General features: G+C 68.6%; 14 protein-coding genes and 1 pseudogene. 11 read left to right on the top strand and 4 right to left on the bottom strand.

Features of this window, described 5'->3' with window-relative positions:
• Window positions 1-8: 8 nt before the first annotated feature.
• The 4 genes and pseudogenes from OG776_RS05240 (at window position 9) to OG776_RS05255 (ending at window position 6,566) form a co-directional block, all read left to right on the top strand.
• Entirely contained in the window at window positions 9-1,379 is a 1,371-nt protein-coding gene (locus OG776_RS05240; protein ID WP_329319205.1) for an NAD(P)-binding domain-containing protein, read from the top strand.
• 70 nt (window positions 1,380-1,449) lie between these two features.
• Complete coding sequence (locus tag OG776_RS05245) at window positions 1,450-1,905, top strand: ArsI/CadI family heavy metal resistance metalloenzyme (RefSeq protein WP_148012121.1); 456 nt, start codon at window positions 1,450-1,452, stop codon at window positions 1,903-1,905.
• A gap of 7 nt (window positions 1,906-1,912) precedes the next feature.
• Window positions 1,913-2,598, top strand: a pseudogene (locus OG776_RS05250) (MFS transporter); the annotation flags it as partial.
• Between the two features lie 671 nt (window positions 2,599-3,269).
• Window positions 3,270-6,566 carry a TIM-barrel domain-containing protein gene (locus OG776_RS05255; RefSeq protein ID WP_329319208.1) on the top strand — a complete coding sequence of 1,099 codons (3,297 nt, stop codon included), beginning with the start codon at window positions 3,270-3,272 and terminating at the stop codon, window positions 6,564-6,566.
• A 769-nt stretch (window positions 6,567-7,335) separates the two neighbouring features.
• On the opposite strand, the gene OG776_RS05260 is transcribed toward OG776_RS05255, so the two are convergent.
• Both OG776_RS05260 and OG776_RS05265 read right to left on the bottom strand, forming a co-directional pair.
• Window positions 7,336-7,596 carry a hypothetical protein gene (locus OG776_RS05260; protein ID WP_315986940.1) on the bottom strand — a complete coding sequence of 87 codons (261 nt, stop codon included), beginning with the start codon at window positions 7,594-7,596 and terminating at the stop codon, window positions 7,336-7,338.
• Between the two features lie 548 nt (window positions 7,597-8,144).
• Complete coding sequence (locus tag OG776_RS05265; RefSeq protein ID WP_148012061.1) at window positions 8,145-9,407, bottom strand: glycosyltransferase family 4 protein; 1,263 nt, start codon at window positions 9,405-9,407, stop codon at window positions 8,145-8,147.
• 128 nt (window positions 9,408-9,535) lie between these two features.
• Here OG776_RS05265 and OG776_RS05270 point away from each other — a divergent pair, with 128 nt between their 5' ends.
• The 6 genes from OG776_RS05270 (at window position 9,536) to OG776_RS05295 (ending at window position 12,291) form a co-directional block, all read left to right on the top strand.
• Window positions 9,536-9,787, top strand: coding sequence for a hypothetical protein (locus tag OG776_RS05270; RefSeq protein ID WP_148012062.1), 252 nt, complete (start codon window positions 9,536-9,538; stop codon window positions 9,785-9,787).
• Window positions 9,784-10,116, top strand: coding sequence for a PCC domain-containing protein (locus tag OG776_RS05275; RefSeq protein ID WP_148012063.1), 333 nt, complete (start codon window positions 9,784-9,786; stop codon window positions 10,114-10,116). The genes OG776_RS05270 and OG776_RS05275 overlap by 4 nt, the downstream gene beginning before the upstream one ends.
• A gap of 357 nt (window positions 10,117-10,473) precedes the next feature.
• The gene (locus OG776_RS05280; RefSeq protein ID WP_261994822.1) at window positions 10,474-10,695 is read left to right on the top strand and encodes an aldehyde-activating protein; all 222 of its coding nucleotides are present in this window, start codon (window positions 10,474-10,476) and stop codon (window positions 10,693-10,695) included.
• A 146-nt stretch (window positions 10,696-10,841) separates the two neighbouring features.
• Window positions 10,842-10,964, top strand: a complete 123-nt coding sequence (locus OG776_RS05285; protein ID WP_261994831.1) for a hypothetical protein — start codon at window positions 10,842-10,844, stop codon at window positions 10,962-10,964.
• 32 nt (window positions 10,965-10,996) lie between these two features.
• The gene (locus tag OG776_RS05290) at window positions 10,997-11,296 is read left to right on the top strand and encodes a hypothetical protein (protein ID WP_410093255.1); all 300 of its coding nucleotides are present in this window, start codon (window positions 10,997-10,999) and stop codon (window positions 11,294-11,296) included.
• Window positions 11,293-12,291 carry a nucleotidyl transferase AbiEii/AbiGii toxin family protein gene (locus OG776_RS05295; RefSeq protein WP_329319213.1) on the top strand — a complete coding sequence of 333 codons (999 nt, stop codon included), beginning with the start codon at window positions 11,293-11,295 and terminating at the stop codon, window positions 12,289-12,291. Before OG776_RS05290 ends, OG776_RS05295 begins: the two co-directional genes overlap by 4 nt.
• 602 nt (window positions 12,292-12,893) lie before the next feature.
• Here OG776_RS05295 and OG776_RS05300 read toward each other — a convergent pair.
• Both OG776_RS05300 and OG776_RS05305 read right to left on the bottom strand, forming a co-directional pair.
• The gene (locus tag OG776_RS05300; protein ID WP_329319215.1) at window positions 12,894-13,292 is read right to left on the bottom strand and encodes a DUF5958 family protein; all 399 of its coding nucleotides are present in this window, start codon (window positions 13,290-13,292) and stop codon (window positions 12,894-12,896) included.
• Window positions 13,293-13,337: 45 nt separating this feature from the next.
• On the bottom strand, window positions 13,338-13,790 hold the full coding sequence (locus OG776_RS05305; protein WP_329319217.1) for a hypothetical protein: 453 nt from the start codon (window positions 13,788-13,790) through the stop codon (window positions 13,338-13,340).
• Between the two features lie 1,060 nt (window positions 13,791-14,850).
• Here OG776_RS05305 and OG776_RS05310 point away from each other — a divergent pair.
• Window positions 14,851-18,540 carry a S8 family serine peptidase gene (locus OG776_RS05310; protein ID WP_329319219.1) on the top strand — a complete coding sequence of 1,230 codons (3,690 nt, stop codon included), beginning with the start codon at window positions 14,851-14,853 and terminating at the stop codon, window positions 18,538-18,540.
• The last annotated feature ends 173 nt before the right edge of the window (window positions 18,541-18,713 follow it).

Here is an 18,713-nt window from a genome sequence, read left to right on the forward strand (position 1 = left end):
CTTGCGCCATGAGCGACCAGCTTCCCGTCGTTGTCATCGGAGCGGGACCGGTCGGACTGGCCGCCGCGGCACACCTCGTCGAGCACGGTATCGAACCCCTGGTTCTGGAAGCCGGACCGGCAGCGGCGGCCGCGGTACGGGAGTGGGGCCACGTCCGGCTGTTCTCCACCTGGGGCGAGGTCACCGACCCGGCTGCGGAAAAGCTCCTCGCGCCGACCGGCTGGATCAAGCCCGACGCGACCACCTACCCCTCAGGCGCCGACTGGGCCGCGCTCTACCTCAAGCCCCTGGCCGACGTTCTGGGCGACCGCGTGCGTTTCGGCGCGAGGGTCACCGGCGTCTCGCGCGCCGGACGTGATCGAGTCGTCGACGCCGACCGGGAAAGGCAGCCCTTCGCCGTGCACTTCATCACCGCCGACGGTGCCGAGCAGCGCGTGATCGCCCGCTCGGTCATCGACGCCTCCGGCACCTGGACGACGCCCAGCCCAGCCGGAGCCGGCGGCCTGCCCGCGCTCGGCGAGAGGGCAGCAGCCGACCGCATCACCTACCGCCTGCCCGACCTGGGGGACCCCGCCGTACGGGCCCGCTACGCGGGCAGGCGCACCGCCGTCATCGGCTCCGGCGCCTCCGCCTTCACCACGCTCGCCGGCCTCGCCGACCTCGCAGGCGACGAACCCGGAACGCATGCCGTGTGGATCCTGCGCCGCGGCATCAGCGCCTCGACCTTCGGCGGAGGTGCAGCCGACGAACTCCCCGCCCGCGGCGCCCTCGGGCTCGCCGCGAAGGCCACCGTGGACAACGGGTACGCGGACGCGGTCACCGCGTTCCGCACCGAATCCATCGACCGCGACACCGACGGCCGCCTCGTGCTGACCGGTGAGGACGGCCGCCGTCTCGACCCGGTCGACGAGGTGATCGTGCTGACCGGCCTTCGGCCCGACCTGTCCTTCCTCTCCGAGATCCGCCTCGGCCTGGACGAACGTCTCCAGGCACCTCTCGCGCTGGCCCCGCTCATCGACCCCAACCAGCACTCCTGCGGCACCGTCTACCCGCACGGCCACCGCGAACTGTCCCACCCCGAACAGGACATCTACCTGGTCGGCATGAAGTCCTACGGCCGTGCCCCCACCTTCCTCGCCATGACCGGCTACGAGCAGGTCCGCTCCGTCACCGCCGCCATCGCCGGCGACCTCGATGTCGCCGACCGCGTAGAACTCATCCTGCCGGAGACCGGAGTATGCAGAGGCAGCGGCCTGACGGGCGCCCCGGCCGCCGGAGCGCATGAGGGAGGCTGCTGCGCTCCGGCGCCCCAGCTCGTCCAGATCGGCATCACCACCCCCGCCGCCGGCGAGGGGTCCTCGTCCGGCGGGTGCTGCTGAACCGCGCCCGCACCGGCGCCCCGGCTTCCACGGGCCGGGGCGCCACCACCCCTACCGCAGGAGGATCGTCATGTCCCGCGTACAGCTCGCCCTCCGCGTCCCCGACCTCGCCGCGTCCATCGCCTTCTACAGCAAGCTGTTCGGTACCGAGCCCGCCAAACTCCGCGACGGCTACGCCAACTTCGCTATCTCAGAACCCCCACTGAAGCTCGTCCTGATCGAAGGCACCGCGGGCGAGGCCACACGGATGGACCACCTCGGCGTCGAAGTCGAATCCACCGAAGCCGTCCACGCGGCCACCACCCGCCTGGCAGACCAGGGCCTCGCGACGGACGTGGAGAACGACACCACCTGCTGCTACGCCGTGCAGGACAAGGTCTGGGTCCACGGCCCCGGCCAGGAACCGTGGGAGGTCTACGTCGTCAAGGCCGACGCCGGCTCCCTCGCCAGACAGCACGGCAGCACCCGCTGCGCGGCCCCCGCCGCAACCGATACGACAGCGGTCCCCGCGGGCGGCTGCTGCTGATCCGCCGATGACCGAACTCCACACCAGCGGGGCCGCGACCGGAACGGGGGTCCGGTCGCGGCCCCGCGCCGCGCCGCCTGCCCTGTGCGCCACCCAGATCACCATGGGGCATCCTCTACGACGCTTTCCCCGTACTGAACCCCCAGATCACCGCCACCACCGGCTGGCCCACCGGCGCCACCACCGCATCGTTCTCCGCCGCGCTGCCGGTCTCCGCCCTCGCCGGAATCCGGGTCGGCCGGATCATCGACCGCCACGGACCGCGCACCGTGATGACAGCCGACTCCCTCCTCGGTGCACTCAGCCTCCTCCTTGTGGCCGCCGCACCCGACCTGCCCGTCTTCACTGCGGGTTGGCTGCTCGCCGGAGCCGCGATGGTCGCCACCTTCCACCCGCCCGCCTTCGCCGCCCTCACCCGCTGGTACGCCCCTGACCACGTCCGCGCCCTGACCGTCGTCACCCTCGCCGGCGGCCTCGCCTCCACCGCTTCGCCCCCACCACCGCAGCCCTCACCGACCACCGGCCTGCGCCCTGGCCCTCTCCGCATTCACCGTGTACGCGGTCGTCGTCGACCTGGTCCCCCTCCTGCTCGAACGCGGCTTCACCAATTCCCGAGCCGCCTGGGCCCTCGCCCTCGGGGGCGCCGGGAAGACCCTCGGACGCGTCTTGTACGCCACCCTCGCCCGCCACAGCGGAGTCACCCCTTACACGCTGCTCAGCGCGACAGACGACAACAAGAAGTCACCGTTCGACCAGGTCCTGGAACCGCTGCAGGCTGCAGAACGAGCGCGACAGCGCACGCGGCAACCTACCGGTCTTCTCGGTCAAGGAATTCACCGACCGTTCCAGCCCGGACGTCACCCGCCCCGACGGTGATGCCCAGCCCACCAGGAGTCTGCGCGGGCCCAACTCCAGGACCCCGGAACCGCCTTCACCAGGTCGTCCAGGCGGGCGTTGGTCTCATTGGAGCCGCTCTTTCCATGACCTCGCACTGTAGCGAAGACAGCTACGTAGTAAGGGGGTTCATAGGCTTCGACAGGCGGGACAGCCGCTTCCGGGTGATCACTCACGTGCTCCACGATCCAGCGTCTTTCCTGACCTGGTAGATGTGGGATCAGGATCTAAGCCGAAGCCTTCCGAGCCCTCCCTCCAACTCCCAGCAGACACCGGTAGCTTGCCGGCGCACAGAACGGTGCGGAGACGGGGACAACCCGGGGCGAGCGTTGGCTGACGCAGCACTAGATGTATCAACGGGAGGTGTGTTGTGATGCCTCTGCACTTTTGCATCGTTGTAACCAAAGGGGACGCACCCGTACGGGTGCTGTGGGGGCCCTTCACCGGTCGCACTGAGAACGGAGTCGCTCATGAGGTCCCTTCAGAGAAGACGGCGGCCGAGATCCCTACGTCGGTGGACCGGGATCACCGCTGCTCTGGGCACGGCCGCCGTCGTCACCCTCTCCGGTACGTCGGCCGCGTCGGCCCAGGGCGCTACGGGCACGGCCGGCAGCCCCCATCTGCGGATCCCGTCCGTCACCGCCGGGGACGCGCGCTTCGAGATACTCTCGCCGACGCTGATCCGCACCGAGTACGCGGGCGACGGCAAGTTCACCGACGCCCCGACCTTCAACGCCATCGGACGCGCCGGATTCACCCCTACCGCCTACACGACGGACAGGTCCGACGGCTGGCTGACCGTCCGGACCAGCGCAATGACCCTGCGCTATCGGCTCGGCTCGGGGCAGTTCGACACCGGAAACCTCTCCGTCGCGACCACAGCGGGCAGCGTCCCGGTGACCGCTAGTCCCTGGCAGCATCTCACCTGCGGAACCGGCGAGTTGTGCGAGGCGGAGAACCTCCGGCTCGACGGCGTCTCCGTCGCCAACGACCACACCGGCTACACGGGGACGGGCTTCGCCGCGGGATTCCAGAGCACCGGCGGCTCCATCACTTCTGACATCGATGTCAGCACCACGGGGAACTACCAGTTCGGCCTGCGTTACGCCAACTCCCGCGGCGGCGACGGGCAGACGCAGTCCCGCACGCTGTCCGTCACCGTTGACGGCGGTAGCCCGCAGACCGCCAGCCTGCCGGCCACCGCGGACTGGGACACCTGGAAGCTCGCAACCGCGTCCCTGCACCTCGAGGCCGGACATCACACGCTCGCCCTCACCCGGACCGCCACGGACTCCGGGAACGTCAACGTCGACAGCGTCGCCGTCGTACGCCCCGGCGACCCGTACCCGCCCGCATCCAACACGGCCGCGGCCGACTGCCGGTTCGCCGTGAGCTGCGAGGCGGAGGCCGCTCGTACCGGCGGCACCGCCGTCAGCGCCACCGACCACAAGGGGTACGCCGGCGGCGGTTTCGTCGCCGAGCTGAACCAGGGATCGACCCTGACCACCCACGTGGTGGGCGTCCCCGCCGACGGCAACTACACCCTGCACGTGCGCTATGCCAACGGCACCGGCGGCGACGGCGCGCACCGGACACGTACCGCCACGGTCTCCGCGAGCGGCGCGAGCCGCACGCTGTCGCTTCCCGCCACCGCGGACTGGGACACGTGGGACACCGCCGCAGTCCCCGTCACCCTGAAGGCCGGAGCCGACGACATCACGCTCAGCTGCCCCGAGGCCACGAGCTGCCACGTGAACGCGGACACCCTCGCGGTCACCACGTCCACCGGCGCCGCCCCGCCCCCACACATCGCCCTCGGCGGCTACCGCCGCGGGCTCGACGGCGTGACCGGTAACGGCGGCCCCCTCGTCACCACACCGGGTCTGCTCAACCGCGACGGCTGGTACCTGCTCGACGACACGTCCTCGGCGCTCTACGACACCAGCACGCAGAAGGTGACCCCGCGTCCCGGACACAGTGGGGCCCCGTACCAGGACGGTTACCTCTTCGCGTACGGGCACGACTACAAGCAGGGCTTCGCCGACCTGGCCACGCTCACCGGGCCCCCCGCCCTCCTTCCCCAATGGGCCTACGGAGTCTGGTACTCGGAGTACATCGACCGCACCGCGACCGACTACCGGAACACGATCCTGCCGGCGTTCCGCTCCGAGGGAGTCCCACTCGACGTACTGGTCACCGACACGGACTTCAAGGCGGTCAACAGTTGGAGCGGCTGGGAGATGGATCCGGCGAAGTTCCCGGACCCCAAGGGCTTCTTCGACTGGTCCGCCGCCGAGGGCCTGCACAACACGCTCAACGTGCACCCCAGTATCCTCGCGTCCGACCCGCAGTTCGCCAAGGCGCAGGCCACGGCCAAGGGCAAGCTGACGAAGGGCGGTTGCGCCTCGGGCGCCGGCGACGACTGCTACACCTTCGACTTCGGCGACCCCGACCAGCTCAAGGCGTACATGGACCTGCATCGCACGATGGACGACCAGGGCAATGACTTCTGGTGGCTCGACTGGTGCTGCGACGCTGCCCGTTCGTCCCTGCCCGGTGTCACCCCGGACGCGTGGATCAACCAGCAGTACGCCACCGCCACCGCGCAGCGGATCGGGCGCGGGTTCGTCCTCTCCCGGGCCTACGGATCGCTCCAGGCAGGCGGCTACAGCGGTCAGCAGGGGCTGCCCACCGGACCGTGGGCGGACAAACGCACGACGGTCCACTTCACCGGCGACACGTCGTCCACCTGGGGCACGCTGAAGCTCGAAGTCGGCTACACGCCGGGGGAATCGGCGGCGACCGGCATGGCGGCCATCACCCACGACATCGGCGGCCACAACGACACCACGGGCCTGACCGGCTCGGAGACCTACACGTCGGACGGCAGGACCTACACCACGCACAAGCTCCCCGACGACCTCTACGCCCGCTGGGTCCAGCTGGGCACCTTCCAGCCGATCGACCGCCTGCACAGCAACCACAGCGACCGGCTGCCCTGGCAGTACGGCACGGCGGCCCGGAAGTCAGCGGACAAGTTCCTCAACCTGCGTGAGGCGCTGGTCCCGTACACGTACACACTCGCCGAGCAGGCGAACAGCACAGGCCTGCCGATCGTCCGCCCCATGTACCTGGAATACCCGGAGGAGGCGAAGGCGTACACGACCGCCGACAGCGAGTACCTCTACGGCTCCGACGTCCTCGTCGCTCCCGTCACCGCCGCCGGTACCTCGGCCACCACCTCGGTGTGGTTCCCGCCGGGCCAGTGGACGGACTACTTCACCGGCAAGACCTACACCGGCGGTACGACCCAGGACGTTACGAGCGGTCTCGACTCGATGCCCGTCTTCGTCAAGGCCGGCGGCATCCTGCCCACCCGGACCCACGACGTGGCCGCGGACGATCTCAGCCCTCTGACCGACGTCACCCTCACCGTCGCCGCCGGGGCCTCGGGCTCCACCAGCCTCTACGAGGACGATGGCAAGGCCGTCGGCAGAGCCCGCAGTGCCACCACCGCCATCCGTTACAAGGAGTCCGGTGGTGTCCGCACCCTGTCCATCGGCGGGGCCAAGGGAACGTTCCACGGCCAGCCCCGACAGCGCACCTGGACCGTGTCGGTCCGCGGGACGAAGGCACCGACCCGCGTCACGGCCGCCGGCACCACCCTGTCCGCCCACGCCTACACCTGGGATGCCGCCACAGACACACTGACGATCACCCTTCCCCACCACTCCGTCCACACCCCACTGACAGTCACCTTCCGCTGATCCCGTTCTTTACGGTCTGCCCTCGAACGAGGTGCCGAACGTGCTCGCTCGTACGAGGATTCCGGGGACGTGAACACGGCCTTCGTCTGATCCTGTGCTCCGACGAAAGGGACACTTGACCAGTACGAAGGCCGTGCGGGAATGAATCTGCTGCATCACGACGTCCGGCGGTCCGTCGCAGTATCGTCCGCCGGGTACAGGCCGCGCTCATCCGGATCGGTGAAGCACCGGTAATAGATGCTGCGCGGTCGTCGCGCGTAGGAGTACGTCCACCCGACCACGCCATCGTCGAGTCGGTCCACCGAGGCCCGTTTCGTTTCGGCGGTGGAATCGATTTGACGTCGATGCCTACGCGGGCCACGCGTTCGGCGACATTGACCTTGGGACGGTTGCCGGGCCCAGGCTTCATCCCCCTCGCGTCCATTGGACCGCTGCAGCGAACGCTCCGGTGGACCGCTGCAGCGAACGCTCCGGCCCCCCCTCACCGCCGCCCATCCACCCGGGAACTTCTCGACCACGGCCTTTCCTCATGACCACGAGATGTCCGTCCTCATCCTCAGGATCCAGTGTCTCGTGTGTACAAGATCAAGGGTCAAGGCCCCACCACCCGCTACCTGACTTACCCCGAATGAGACCCGACCCGCGAACGAGCGGCACAAGGCCCCCATCGGAGCAGCCGGCTGCGCGGAGCTGGTACCCCAACCAGGCATGCCGGCCCCGTAAAGGCACCGGCTGGCATCACTTCATTACGTGATGGCTCGTAGGAATGTCAGTTCTGTCGGGCTACCTCCAAGGACAGGTCGTTGTCCACCGTGTAATAGGGCCTGACCTGCGTGGCGCCGAGGGTGATCGACGGGTAGACGAAGATCTCCTTGCGGTCCGCCACGTCATCCAGCAGGCGGCCGATCCGAGCCAAAGGTGCGTTCTCCTCGGCTTGGACGAAGACATCCCAGACGCCGCTGTCTCGCCCCACGTCCACCGGCTCACTGCTGCCGACGGTGAAGGAGAAACCCCTCCGGTCGTCCTCCACCTCGGGCTCGAGGGTCCGAGCCGTGCTGGTGCCGCGCAAACGCAGACGTACGGCGGCCCCTCGGCGGAGTGACCTACCGTGTAGTCGGGCGGTGACTGTCATGGAGTGGTCGGCGGCCTGGATACGTTCGACCTCTGCGTGCACGGTCCGGAGCCACGATCGCACTGCGAGGTACCCGTCTTTGGTCACATACGGGACCCGGACGGCGATGGGCGAGGATCGGTCACGGCTGCTTCCGTCAACGAGGGCTCGAAGGTCACGTGCCCCGGGGCGTACCCTGACTCGTTGACCGTCAGGCTCCCGAAGTACGTAGGCGTCCCATCGCCCTTCGCAGAGCGTCAGCCCGGCCGGCAGAACGGCTATCAGGCGGCCGTCGTCACCGGCCTCCACGTCGAGTAAGTGTGTGACCTCTTCCGGCTGCCCCTTCTTGGGGCGCAACCGCAGGAGCAGTTGTGGGCGGGGAACCGAGGTTGGTCGGAGACCGAAGGTGATCCGGCCGCCGGCATCCACCGTGCAGCCGGCACGAGGCTCAGTGTGGTTTGCCGAGCTCATCGCGCCCTCCGTATGGTGCGCAAAACCCTGCTCCCCGCGGTGTAGAGGGTGTCGCGAGCGGCAAAGCTGCGATCGAGTAGATTCTGGTTCGTCCTGGCGCGGCCCGGATTTGTGCGGTGTCCGGAGCGTCTGGCCTCGATCGCCTCGGCGAAAAGGCGCTCGGCCTGCTCTGTCACGGGACCCGGAGCGAACCGGCGGGCGTTGTGCAGAGCGGAACGGCCCATACGGCGACGCCGTTCGTCGTCACGAACGAGTTCCATGAGGGCCGTTGCCAGTGCGTCGCGGTCTCCGACCGGGACGAGGTTACCGTCGACCCCGTGCTGGATGATCTCTCCAGGGCCATACGCGCAGTCTGTACTCACAACCGGCAGCCCACACCGCATCGCCTCGACGATGGTCATGCCGAACGGCTCGAAGTTCGACGCCGCCGCCCCGATCGATCCCTTCACCCACTCCGCCTCCATATGGGCTGCTGCTCCCATGAGGAAGACATTGTTGCTGAGGCCGAGCTCCATGATGATCTGCCGCAGCCGCTCCTGCTCGACTCCCTTGCCGTAGATGCGCAGCTGCCAGTCGGGGTAAGCGGCGGCGACCTGGGCGAACGCTTCGATGAGCAAGTCGTAGCGCTTCACCGTAACCAGGCGGCCGGCGGCGACCACCACTTTTGCTTTGCCGTCCGCGGGCGGCAGGCCGGGATCTGGAACGGAGTTGGGTAGTGCCTCCACCCGGACTCCTGGCAGGCGCATCTTGCGTCGGTAGGACGCGGCGTCCGCATCCGTGACTGTGGTCACTGTGTCGAGATGGCGGTAGGCGCGGCGCAGAGTTCTACGTAGTCCCGGCGGATGGTTGTCGAGGGTGAGGTGTTCTTGTCCGATGCGGGCGACACCGTCCGGGGCCTGGAGCGCCAGGTGCACATTCAGTCCAGGGCGGGTGCCGATGACCACGTCGGCGTCGGTCGACTCCAGATACGTGCCGATACGCTGGTCGGTCAGCTCGCTGTATTGGTGATAGCGATACTCGTAGGAGGGGAAGACCCGGGCTGGTCTGAGGTGTAGAGGGTGTTCCTTTTCAGTTCTCAGGTCCACCAGCGGGCGCAGTGAAACTCGGCCGTCTAATGCAGAATTGGGCTGCTCCCTGTGCTGTAGCACAGAGACGATCTCCACTGAGTGTCGCTCTCCCAGTGCCTGAGCGAGGTTGAAGGTGGTGGTGATCGTACCTCCTATCCCGTAAGCGTTATGAATCAGGAAAGATATTTTCATGATCTGCTAGACACGCCAACTAGTCGAGGGTTGCGGCGAGTTATCGTCTTGTGACTATCGGGCCGTGTCATCCGGGCCTTGCGGACCAGTTCTACGAGGGAGCTTCTGTAGCCGCTGCCAGTCCAGCTTTGAAGAGCCTGTCCCACGACGAGGAAGTCCGCAACCTCCACATGACGGCCGTCACCTCCCGCGTGTGCGCAGTGGACTGGACGACCGCCGGCCGGCTCGCCTCCCAGCCCGCCGCCTACGCCCACCGCGCGCACTTCCTCGCCACCCGCTTCGCCAGAGAGGCCCTCAACCCCCGAGACCCCGGCGCCCGCTGGTGCTCCTCGGTCATGCTGCGGGAGCTGAGCCCCATGATCGGACGGAGTCCTGCATGATCGTCTTTGAAGTCCCCTCCGGCGAGCTCGTCGACGAGCTGAACCGCCAGGCCGCCGCAGGCGGCATCACCGACGCGGCGATCGTCTCCCTGATCGGGGCCGCCGACTCCTTCACCGTCTCGACCATGCCCGAAGGCGACGCGCTCGAAGACAACATCACCAAGTACGACCTGCCCGGCGAGATGACCGGCACCGGCGAAATCCGCAACGGCCTCGCCCACATCCACGTCGTCATGGGCACCGAAGTCGACCGTGCCGTCGCCGGGCACCTCCACGAAGCACACATCGGCACCCACTTCGCCCGCGCCTACGTCATCCCCCTAACCTGACCCCACGTTAAGGTGGCCGCGCTCGGTCCCGCGCCGCCCTCCCCCGTGGAGCGCCGCCGGGGCCGACCGCTGCCCAGACCCGCGCCCGGCACGGTAACCGCACCCACTCGTAATCGTTCGAGGACACGGCACCGTCAGAGCCGCCAACAACGTCCTGCCGATCATGGAAGCGATGCACACTCATAGGTCCAACTCGCCCATAAAGCAGGAGAGATCACCAAAACGACTCCCCCGCCGCCGACGCCCAAGGAGCCGGAACAGCTCGCGAACGTACCGGCGGTTGCCTGTGCGGCGGGATTCGGGTCGGTCACCTGGACCGGCGAGGGCGGCGAGCTGACCTGGTACGAGACGCTGACCTTGCACGAGACCTTCGAGGGCGAGGCGAAGCGCGGCTTCTGCCCGACCTGCGGCAGCCACCTCGCGGCGATCGACAGCGACATCCCGGAGATTGCCATCAACGTCACCACCCTCGGCGACACCAGCAGCTCAGACCTCGTGCCAATCCACGCGTCCTTCCGCGACAACGCCGTACGCAGGCTGCCCCCAGCGCCGGCTACCGAGCACGACACATCCGGTTGACCGCCTGTCCACGGGGCGGCGACACCACCTGCCTTCAAGGCCCCCGTCGGTGCCGCGGACCAGGCGGGGTTCGGCCAGGTCGAGTTGGAGGACGCCGACATCGATGTCGGTCAGCAGGACCGGGCGCTGGTAAGTCCAGGGAGTACGTGCTCTGCTCCGACGGCCTGTCGACCGTCGTGCCGGCTCATGCCATCCACCGCGCACTCACCGAGATCACCGAACCCGAGCAGGCCGTCCGCGAACTCGTCCACCTCCCCCAGCTCGGCTAGACGGGGACGACGAACGGTACTTCGAGCACCATGTGAAGCTGCTGCTCGACGCGGACACGGACCTGGCCGCGCTCGCTGCCCGGGTGGTGCCGCACGGCGCCCATCTGTCGTCGAACGCCTTGCGGGTGCGGGGCAGCGCACGGCACGAGCGGGTCGTGACGCAGCGGTGCCGCGAGGTGGGAGCCGGCGGCGCGGGGCGGGCACTGGAGCGGTTGCTGACGGAGCTGGGCGGGTTCGTGGTGCTGGGCGTGGAGCGGGAGTTCGTGCTCTATGACAGTGACCTGTCCGTGGACGACGGTTGGATCGAGGAGCCTGTGGGGGTACGGACATGAGCGGTACGGCGTGGGACGGGTTCTGCTGGCGGAGCACCGAGCTGCCTCGGGAACCGCTGGACGAGGCCACCCTCATGGCCGAGGACCTGCCGAAGACGCTGCAGTGGGTGCCGGGGGACGACGTGGTGCAGCGTCCCGTCTTCGACCCGTCGCTGAAGCACCACCAGAACGCCTACCGCGCGACCGACCCGCGGTTCGGAGATCCGGCGCGCGGCGAGACGTGGCGGGCGGCCCGGCGCCGGGCCCTGCATCTGGTGCTGGACGCGATCGCCGCGTCGCAGTGGGTGGACGCGCTGGTGCTGAGGGGCAGCGTGCTGATGTCGGTGTGGTTCCCGGACGCCGCCCGCGAGCCCGGTGACCTGGACTTCGTCGTCGTCCCTCACACCTGGCGGATCGACGACGGCCGTACGGACCGGATGCTGCGCGGGATCGCCGCGGCGGCTCAGACGCTGGCCGACGCCCGCGGAGGCGAGGTGGGAATCTCGGCGCGAGGCGCGGTGGTGGAGGACATCTGGACCTACGACCGGGTACCGGGCTGCCGCATGGTGCTGCCGTGGGTCTCGCCCGGACTGCCGGGCGGCCATGTCCAGCTCGACTTCGTATTCAACGAGCAGTTGCCCGAAGGGCCCGAGCCGGCACAGCTGCCGGGCAGTACGGTCGTGCAGGCGGCCACGCCGGAACTGTCCCTGGCCTGGAAGTTGATGTGGCTGATCAACGACACGCACGCGCAGGGCAAGGATCTGTACGACGCCGTGCTGCTGGCCGAGCGCCATCCGCTCCGCTACGAGCTGCTGCACGAGGTATTCCGGCTGTCGGGCGAGTGGCCGTATCCGTACCGCGAAAAGATCCTGCTCGAGGACGTGGCGGAGGCAGTCGGGTACGTGGAGTGGAACCACTTCGTCACCGAGTACCCGCAATTCAGGGAAGCCGAGCGAGAGTACGCGGACCGGCTGGTGCGGGCCGTAACGAAGACGTTCAAGGGAGCCGTCGGCTGATCCGGGCCCGGTGAAGATCCGGAACTCGACGGCTACCTCGCACCCGTACCGGGATACGCCCGGCCTGTCTGGGAACGCTGGCCCGCCGGCTGCCGCCGGCGCCTGGGCGGGCCTCGGCACCCGCCAGCACGGAGCCTGGCTCGATCTCGTCCGGGAGCGGGGCTGCCGGCTCAGGCACCAGGAGCGGCCGGCCGGTTGGACGCGCGTACGAGCTGGGCGGCCGGCACATCACCGACGGACCGGGTTTCTACCTGGCACTCGGCGAGGCCGCCAACGGGCCGGGCGGCTACTTCGGCCGCTGCCCGGTCGCCCTTGTGGACTGTCTGCCCGGCGACTCGGCTATACCGCCCCCGCACCCCTGATCTGGCGGGACGCCGCGACCGCGCGCAGGCACCTGTCCTGCCTCCTGGCGCCGGAGGGCGAACAGTACGACCTGGTCGCCCTGGTGCTCGAAGTCCTGACCGAGGGCGGGATGCAGGCCACCTTCACGTGAACCGGCATCCCACCGTGCCACCGCGGCAATGTCTCGATGCCGCTGCCGACCTGGCCAGGTACGAGCCTGATCGCACGAGCGGCGTCGTGCACAGGTGCCGACGGAGGGATCAGTCAGCGGTGGTCAGCCTGTGCCACCAGTGACCGCACCCGCTCGCGCAAGTGCGTTCGCGACGTCGTCCGTCGGCGATCGCGAGCACCGCAACCAGCAGTCGGAACGCCTTACGGCGTTCGTCGCGCGGAGTGAGGGAAGCGATCTTCCCCAGTTGATCGTCGATCCGACCGCGTGTGATCAGGACCGCCGGTGTGTGCGTGGGGCGCAGACCGGCACGGCGGATGCTCTCCGCTCCGTCCTCGACGACGGCGCGTGCCTGGACACAGTGGTGGCGCAGAAACAGCAGCGCCGCGGATCGCCCCTCCGGATCGAGTGCGTCGAACCATGCCATGCCCTGTGACATCGGGCGGAGCCCCTGGGCAAGTTCGTTGAGTATGACGTCGCGTTCGGTCACGGCTGTCTCCCATCGGTCAAGCGGCGCTTCGCCGCGGAGCCCGGGTCAGTGGAACCAGGCAACGAGTCGCACATTGTCTGCTCCGTGGAGTTCGCTGAGTGTCCGCATCACGCTCCGGACCGGCCCCCAGTGGGTTGTGTCTCCGGCGACCGATTCTCGGCTTCGCGTGCCGGAACTCTCCGTCTCCTGCCAGTCGGTGGAGGCAAGCTCGGCCCAGGTGATCCATGTGGTGCCGTGGACGTCAGGAGGTCCGCCGTACGCGGCGTATCCGGTCTGCAGATCCTCAGACGCGTCGCTCGGAAAGCCGCGGCCTTCGGTCAGAGGGCGGAAGCCGAAGGAGTTCCGGATGCCGAAGATGCAGGCGAGGGCGTCGTAGGCGTTGCCGTTGTTGAGCAGGGAGAGGTCGATGGCAGCGTGCCACACGGAGTCCTCGTCGTCGGGGCCCCAGAGGCGGGCACCCGGTCGACACTCGATCATCCCGCTGACTTCGGTGGACATGCGGGCATGCTGCCCGCACGACCCATGAGTCGGCATCCGCTTTTCCTCTGACCCGCCTCGCCATCAGTTCCAGCGGCCGCCTCAGGCGCTCGTGCCGGAGACGGGAACCACCAGCAGCGCGCGCCGTCGGCATCATCATCGTCGGAGGCCGTGACGACGGCTCCGGGCAGCAGCGCACTTCCGGAGAATCCGCACTACGACGAGAACCACGCGTACCGCCTGGCCGGGGAACCCGCCCCCGCCAACCGGGCAGCAGGGGAGGCCAGCGTGCGTCTGCTCCGTCCCGCTCTGGAGATGATGCGAAAGAACAAGCAGTTCGCCGAGAAGGACGTACGGGCCCTTGTGGCCGAGCGGGGATGCGGCGACGACAACGGCCTCGCGACCAACTCCGGGTGGTCCCAGTACGAGCGGGTCTGGTTCTCCTTCCACAACGGCATGGCTACGAAGACGCCGATCCGCCGTGGATCGTGCCGGCGGGCTGTGGGCGCGGATCGAGCCGTTGCTGCCAGTTGTGCCGCGCCGAACAGATCATCACGCACCGGACCTCCAGGGCCCGGCCGCGCCCGGCCTGCCGCTTTTGCGGCGCGCTCGGGGGCCGTGGCGGCACGGTGACATCACGCCGGGTAACTGCGCGGCAGAGTCTCCGAGATACGGCCGCGTCTCGTGATTGCAGCCTCGTACGACCATGCCCCCGCCGCGAACCGCCTCCCATACGGCCGACATCACCACCCGACAACTCCATGACGAGAGCCTTAAGTTCGGCTTCATGGCTGTTGTTCAGCAGGCGGTCCACGCAGTGACGGCGGAGCCGTTCGCATCTACAGGCAGATAGTCAGGAATTCAAGTACTTACATTTCTTCTGCAGAGGTGGTCGGATCAGTCGATCACTGACTCTGGAGGGAATGTGCTGCTCCCATTTGCCCGAAGAGCCGCGGCGTCCGTCGCCGCAGTTCTTGTTGGCACCATGGCGGCCCCTGCAACGGCCCATGCCACCGCGTTTTCCCCGTCCCCGCACGCCACTTCGGGCGAACACAGCGGTGCACGGAGCTCGCCGGTCCCGGTGACGCTGATCACTGGCGACAAGGTGACGGCAACTCAGGAGCCGGGCGGAACGGTGTCGGTGGACGAGGTCGTGCACGCGCCGGGAGCCGAAGGATCGGTACGCGTCGCCACTGAGGGCAGGGACACTTTCGTGTACCCCGATGTCGCCCTGCCCTACATCGCGTCCGGCCGGCTCGACAAACAGCTCTTCAACATCACCCAGTTGATGGCCCAGGGGTACGACGACACCCACGCGAGCGCGCTCCCTTTGATCATCACTCGCTCACAAGGCGCGTCCGCTCTCAAGAGCGGCGCTTCCGGCGAGGGGCAACTGCCCGACGTACCGCTGCCGGGGTCGAAGACAACGATGGGTCTTCCGTCCGTCAACGGTGAAGCCGTCGAAGCCCGGCGGTCGAAGGCCTCCGCCTTCTGGTCCGCCCTGACCGGCACCGGCGGGAAGGACGTACTGCGGCCCACCGGGGCCACCGGCGTGAGCCCGGACGAGGTGAAGGCACCGTCGTTCGCCGCTGGTGTCGACAAGGTCTGGCTCGACGCCAAGGCGCAGGCGGACCTTGCCGACACCACGGCGCAGATCGGTGCCCCCAAAGCCTGGGAAGCAGGGGGCACCGGCGCAGGTGTCCGGGTCGCGGTCCTCGATTCCGGAGCGGACACCACTCATCCGGATCTGGTCGACCGCGTTGTGGGAACCCGCAGCTTCGTCGCGGGTGAGGACGTCGTCGACCACAACGGACATGGAACGCACACCGCCTCCACCGTGGCCGGGACCGGGGCCGCCTCCGACGGAAAGGAACGGGGTGTCGCCCCCGGCGCCGATCTGCTCGTGGGCAAGGTCCTCGGCGACAACGGGTCCGGTCCGATATCCGGGATCATCGCGGGCATGGAGTGGGCGGCTCGGACCGAGCACGCCAAGGTGATCAACATGAGCCTGGGTACGCCGGCTTGGCACACTCAGGACGATCCGCTGAGCCAGGCGGTCAACCAGCTGAGTGCGGAGACGGGCGCACTCTTCGTCATCGCCGCGGGCAACTCGGGCAACAACCCGTACAGCGTCAGTGCGCCGGGAACCGCGGACGCCGCTCTCACCGTGGGTGCGGTGGACGCCTCCGACCGTCTCGCCGACTTCTCCAGCGCGGGGCCGCGGATGAACGACGACGCCCTCAAGCCCGACCTCACCGCCCCGGGCGTGGACGTACTGGCCGCACGCTCGCAGCAGATGAGTTGGGGCGAGGGCTACTACCGTTCGGACAGCGGTACTTCGATGGCTGCGCCACATGTCGCGGGAGCGGCGGTGCTCCTGGCGCAGAAGCACCCGACGTGGACCGGGCAGCGCATCAAGGACGCCCTGATGAGCACCAGCGCCCTGACCCCTGACTACAGTCCGTACCAGGCCGGAGCCGGCCGGCTGGACGTGGGCACCGCCTACCTTCAGGACCAGGTCGTCGCGAGCGGATCCGTGGACGCGGGACTCGTCCCGTGGTCCAGCGGTCAGAAGCCGAAACCGGTCGACCGGCGGATCGTCTACACCAACACGACCGGCCACCCGATCACGTTGCGCCTCACGGTGGACCACGGCAACTCGCCCGCGGGAGTGTTCGCCCTTGCGGCCGACCACGTCACAGTACCCGCGCGCGGAACCTCGTCGATCGGAGTCGTAGCCGACCCGAAGAGCCTGGCCCCGGGCCAGTACGCCGCTCAGGTCACCGCCCGCTCCGCAGCCGGCGCCGTGCACACTGCCGTGGGCCTGTCCGTGGAGTCGGAGAAGTACTCTCTGACAGTCCACCTGAAGGACCGGGCGGGCAAGCCTGTCAGTGGTGAGGTCGAGATCACCGGTGCCGACGGGAGGACCACCGTGATGTGGGTCCCGGACGGCACACTCACCAGCCGCTGGGCACCCGGTTCTTACACCGTCGTCTCCACGCTGGACGTGGAAGGCCGCCACGGACCGCACTCCCTGGGCTTCGCCGTCCTCACCGTCCCCGAGCTCAAACTGACGTCCGACAAGGATGTCGATCTGGACGCCTCGCGCATACGCCAGGTCAAGGTGGCGACGCCCAAGCCCACGTCCGTCTCCACCAGCAGGATCGACCTCTTCCGTTCCTTCACCTCCAGCGAGCCCACGCCCGCCGACGGGCAGGCACTGCACGAGATCCTCATGCCCTCCGCCGCCTACGACAGCCTCTGGGCCCTTCCCACCAGGGGCAAGGTGACCAAGGGCAGCTTCGTCTTCACCACCCGGATCCGTGCCAAGCAGACCCCACTGATGATCACCTACAGGGGGCACGTCCTCGACGACACACTGCTGGTGCAACCAGGATCTGCTCGGTTCCACGGCGGCAGCACACGCGTCGACGCAGTATTCGCCGGAAGCGGCGCGCCGGCCGACTACGCGGGCCTGAACGCACGGGGCAAGGCCGTGATCGTCCGTAGCACTGCGGCCGTGGCCCCGACGGACCAGGCGGCCGCGGCGCACGCCGCGTCGGCGGCCATGCTCCTGGTCGTCAACGACGGCGACGGCCGCAAGAACGACTGGTACGGCGACCCGGACGAGAAGACGACCGGCCCCCTCCCGGTCGCGACGGTCACCAAGGACGACGGCGAGGCACTGATCAAGACCCTCGCAGCCGCGGGAAAGACCAAGGTCAAGTTGACGGTCGAGGCCCATCCCGCGCCGGAGTACTTGTACGACCTTGCCGACTACCACCAGGGAGGTGTGCCGGACGACCCGTCCGCCGCGACCGGTCCCGGAAGCCTCGCCCGTATCGACAACACCTTCGCCCCGCCCGCCGGCAAGCAGATCCTCGAAAGCCGGGAGGACAGCCCGTCGTACGAGTACTGGCCGGCCGCCTATCCCTACTCCGTGTACGGGGGGACGCGCGTCCCCCCGTTCCCGAGAGAGCCCGTCGCCCCTGGGCACCGCACCGACTGGGTCTCCGCCGGGAACGGCATCAAGTGGCAGCAGTACGCGACCATCGACGGATGGTCGACCTTCACCGACATCGCGAGTCACCCGCCGCGCAGCGTGCAGAGCGAACACTGGTTCGGCCCCATCACCCGCCCGCGCATGGTCAGCTTCGAGGTCCCGCACCGTGTCGGCAACGCCATGGGCGGAATACTCGCGGGGTTCGGCGACGGAGGATCCGCGCACAGCGGTGACACCGGCCTCATGTCCCGGAGCTTCTCCCTCTACCAGGGGGATCGACTGCTGATGCAGAACGGCCCGCGACCCGACTTCGGTGTCGGGGACCTGGCCCCGCAGAAACTCCCCTACCGACTCGTCGCCGACACGAAGGGCAACACCGACCTCACCCCCTACTCCACCACCACACACACCGAGTGGAGATTCAGCTCCGGCAACGTCGAGGACGAGGCCATACCGCTGGTCCAACTCGACTACGGAACCGACCTGGACCTCGCCGGGCGGGCAGAACGCGCGTCAGGCTTCTCGGTCAAGCCCGTCGTCGTCGGCAGCGATGCCGCTCGGGACGCGGCCGGCTCGGTCAAGCTGGAAGTGTCCTACGACGACGGCGCCTCCTGGCACAGGCAGTCGCTGAAGGAGGACAAGGGCAGCTGGCAGACGCGGCTCCATGCGCCTGCCCGGGCGGACTACGTATCCCTTCGGGTCACCGTCGAGCAGCGCAACGGCGGCGGCATCAGCCAGACCGTCCACCGGGCCTTCGGCCTCAAGTAGCCCCCGCAAGCGGCCGGAGTCCAGGCCCGACAACACCGGGCTCCGGCCGCTTCGGAGTGACGACAGTGGACAACCCGCACGGGCGGCTTGCGCAGCCTGCGCCGTGAGGCGGAAGTCTGTGAGCACCCATCCCCCTTCCCGCCGAGGGCCTGCAACTGACCGGCGAGGGCGGG

Origin of the sequence: Streptomyces sp. NBC_01689, from assembly GCF_036250675.1 — a bacterium.
Classification (GTDB): Bacteria; Actinomycetota; Actinomycetes; order Streptomycetales; family Streptomycetaceae; genus Streptomyces.

What these genes read in the sequence shown, in the direction of transcription:
- OG776_RS05240 (WP_329319205.1), top strand. Translation starts at nt 9, where the DNA reads ATGAGCGACCAGCTTCCCGTCGTTGTCATCGGAGCGGGACCGGTCGGA.
- OG776_RS05245 (WP_148012121.1), top strand. Translation starts at nt 1,450, where the DNA reads ATGTCCCGCGTACAGCTCGCCCTCCGCGTCCCCGACCTCGCCGCGTCC.
- OG776_RS05255 (WP_329319208.1), top strand. Translation starts at nt 3,270, where the DNA reads ATGAGGTCCCTTCAGAGAAGACGGCGGCCGAGATCCCTACGTCGGTGG.
- OG776_RS05265 (WP_148012061.1), bottom strand. Translation starts at nt 9,407, where the DNA reads ATGAAAATATCTTTCCTGATTCATAACGCTTACGGGATAGGAGGTACG.
- OG776_RS05275 (WP_148012063.1), top strand. Translation starts at nt 9,784, where the DNA reads ATGATCGTCTTTGAAGTCCCCTCCGGCGAGCTCGTCGACGAGCTGAAC.
- OG776_RS05295 (WP_329319213.1), top strand. Translation starts at nt 11,293, where the DNA reads ATGAGCGGTACGGCGTGGGACGGGTTCTGCTGGCGGAGCACCGAGCTG.
- OG776_RS05305 (WP_329319217.1), bottom strand. Translation starts at nt 13,790, where the DNA reads ATGTCCACCGAAGTCAGCGGGATGATCGAGTGTCGACCGGGTGCCCGC.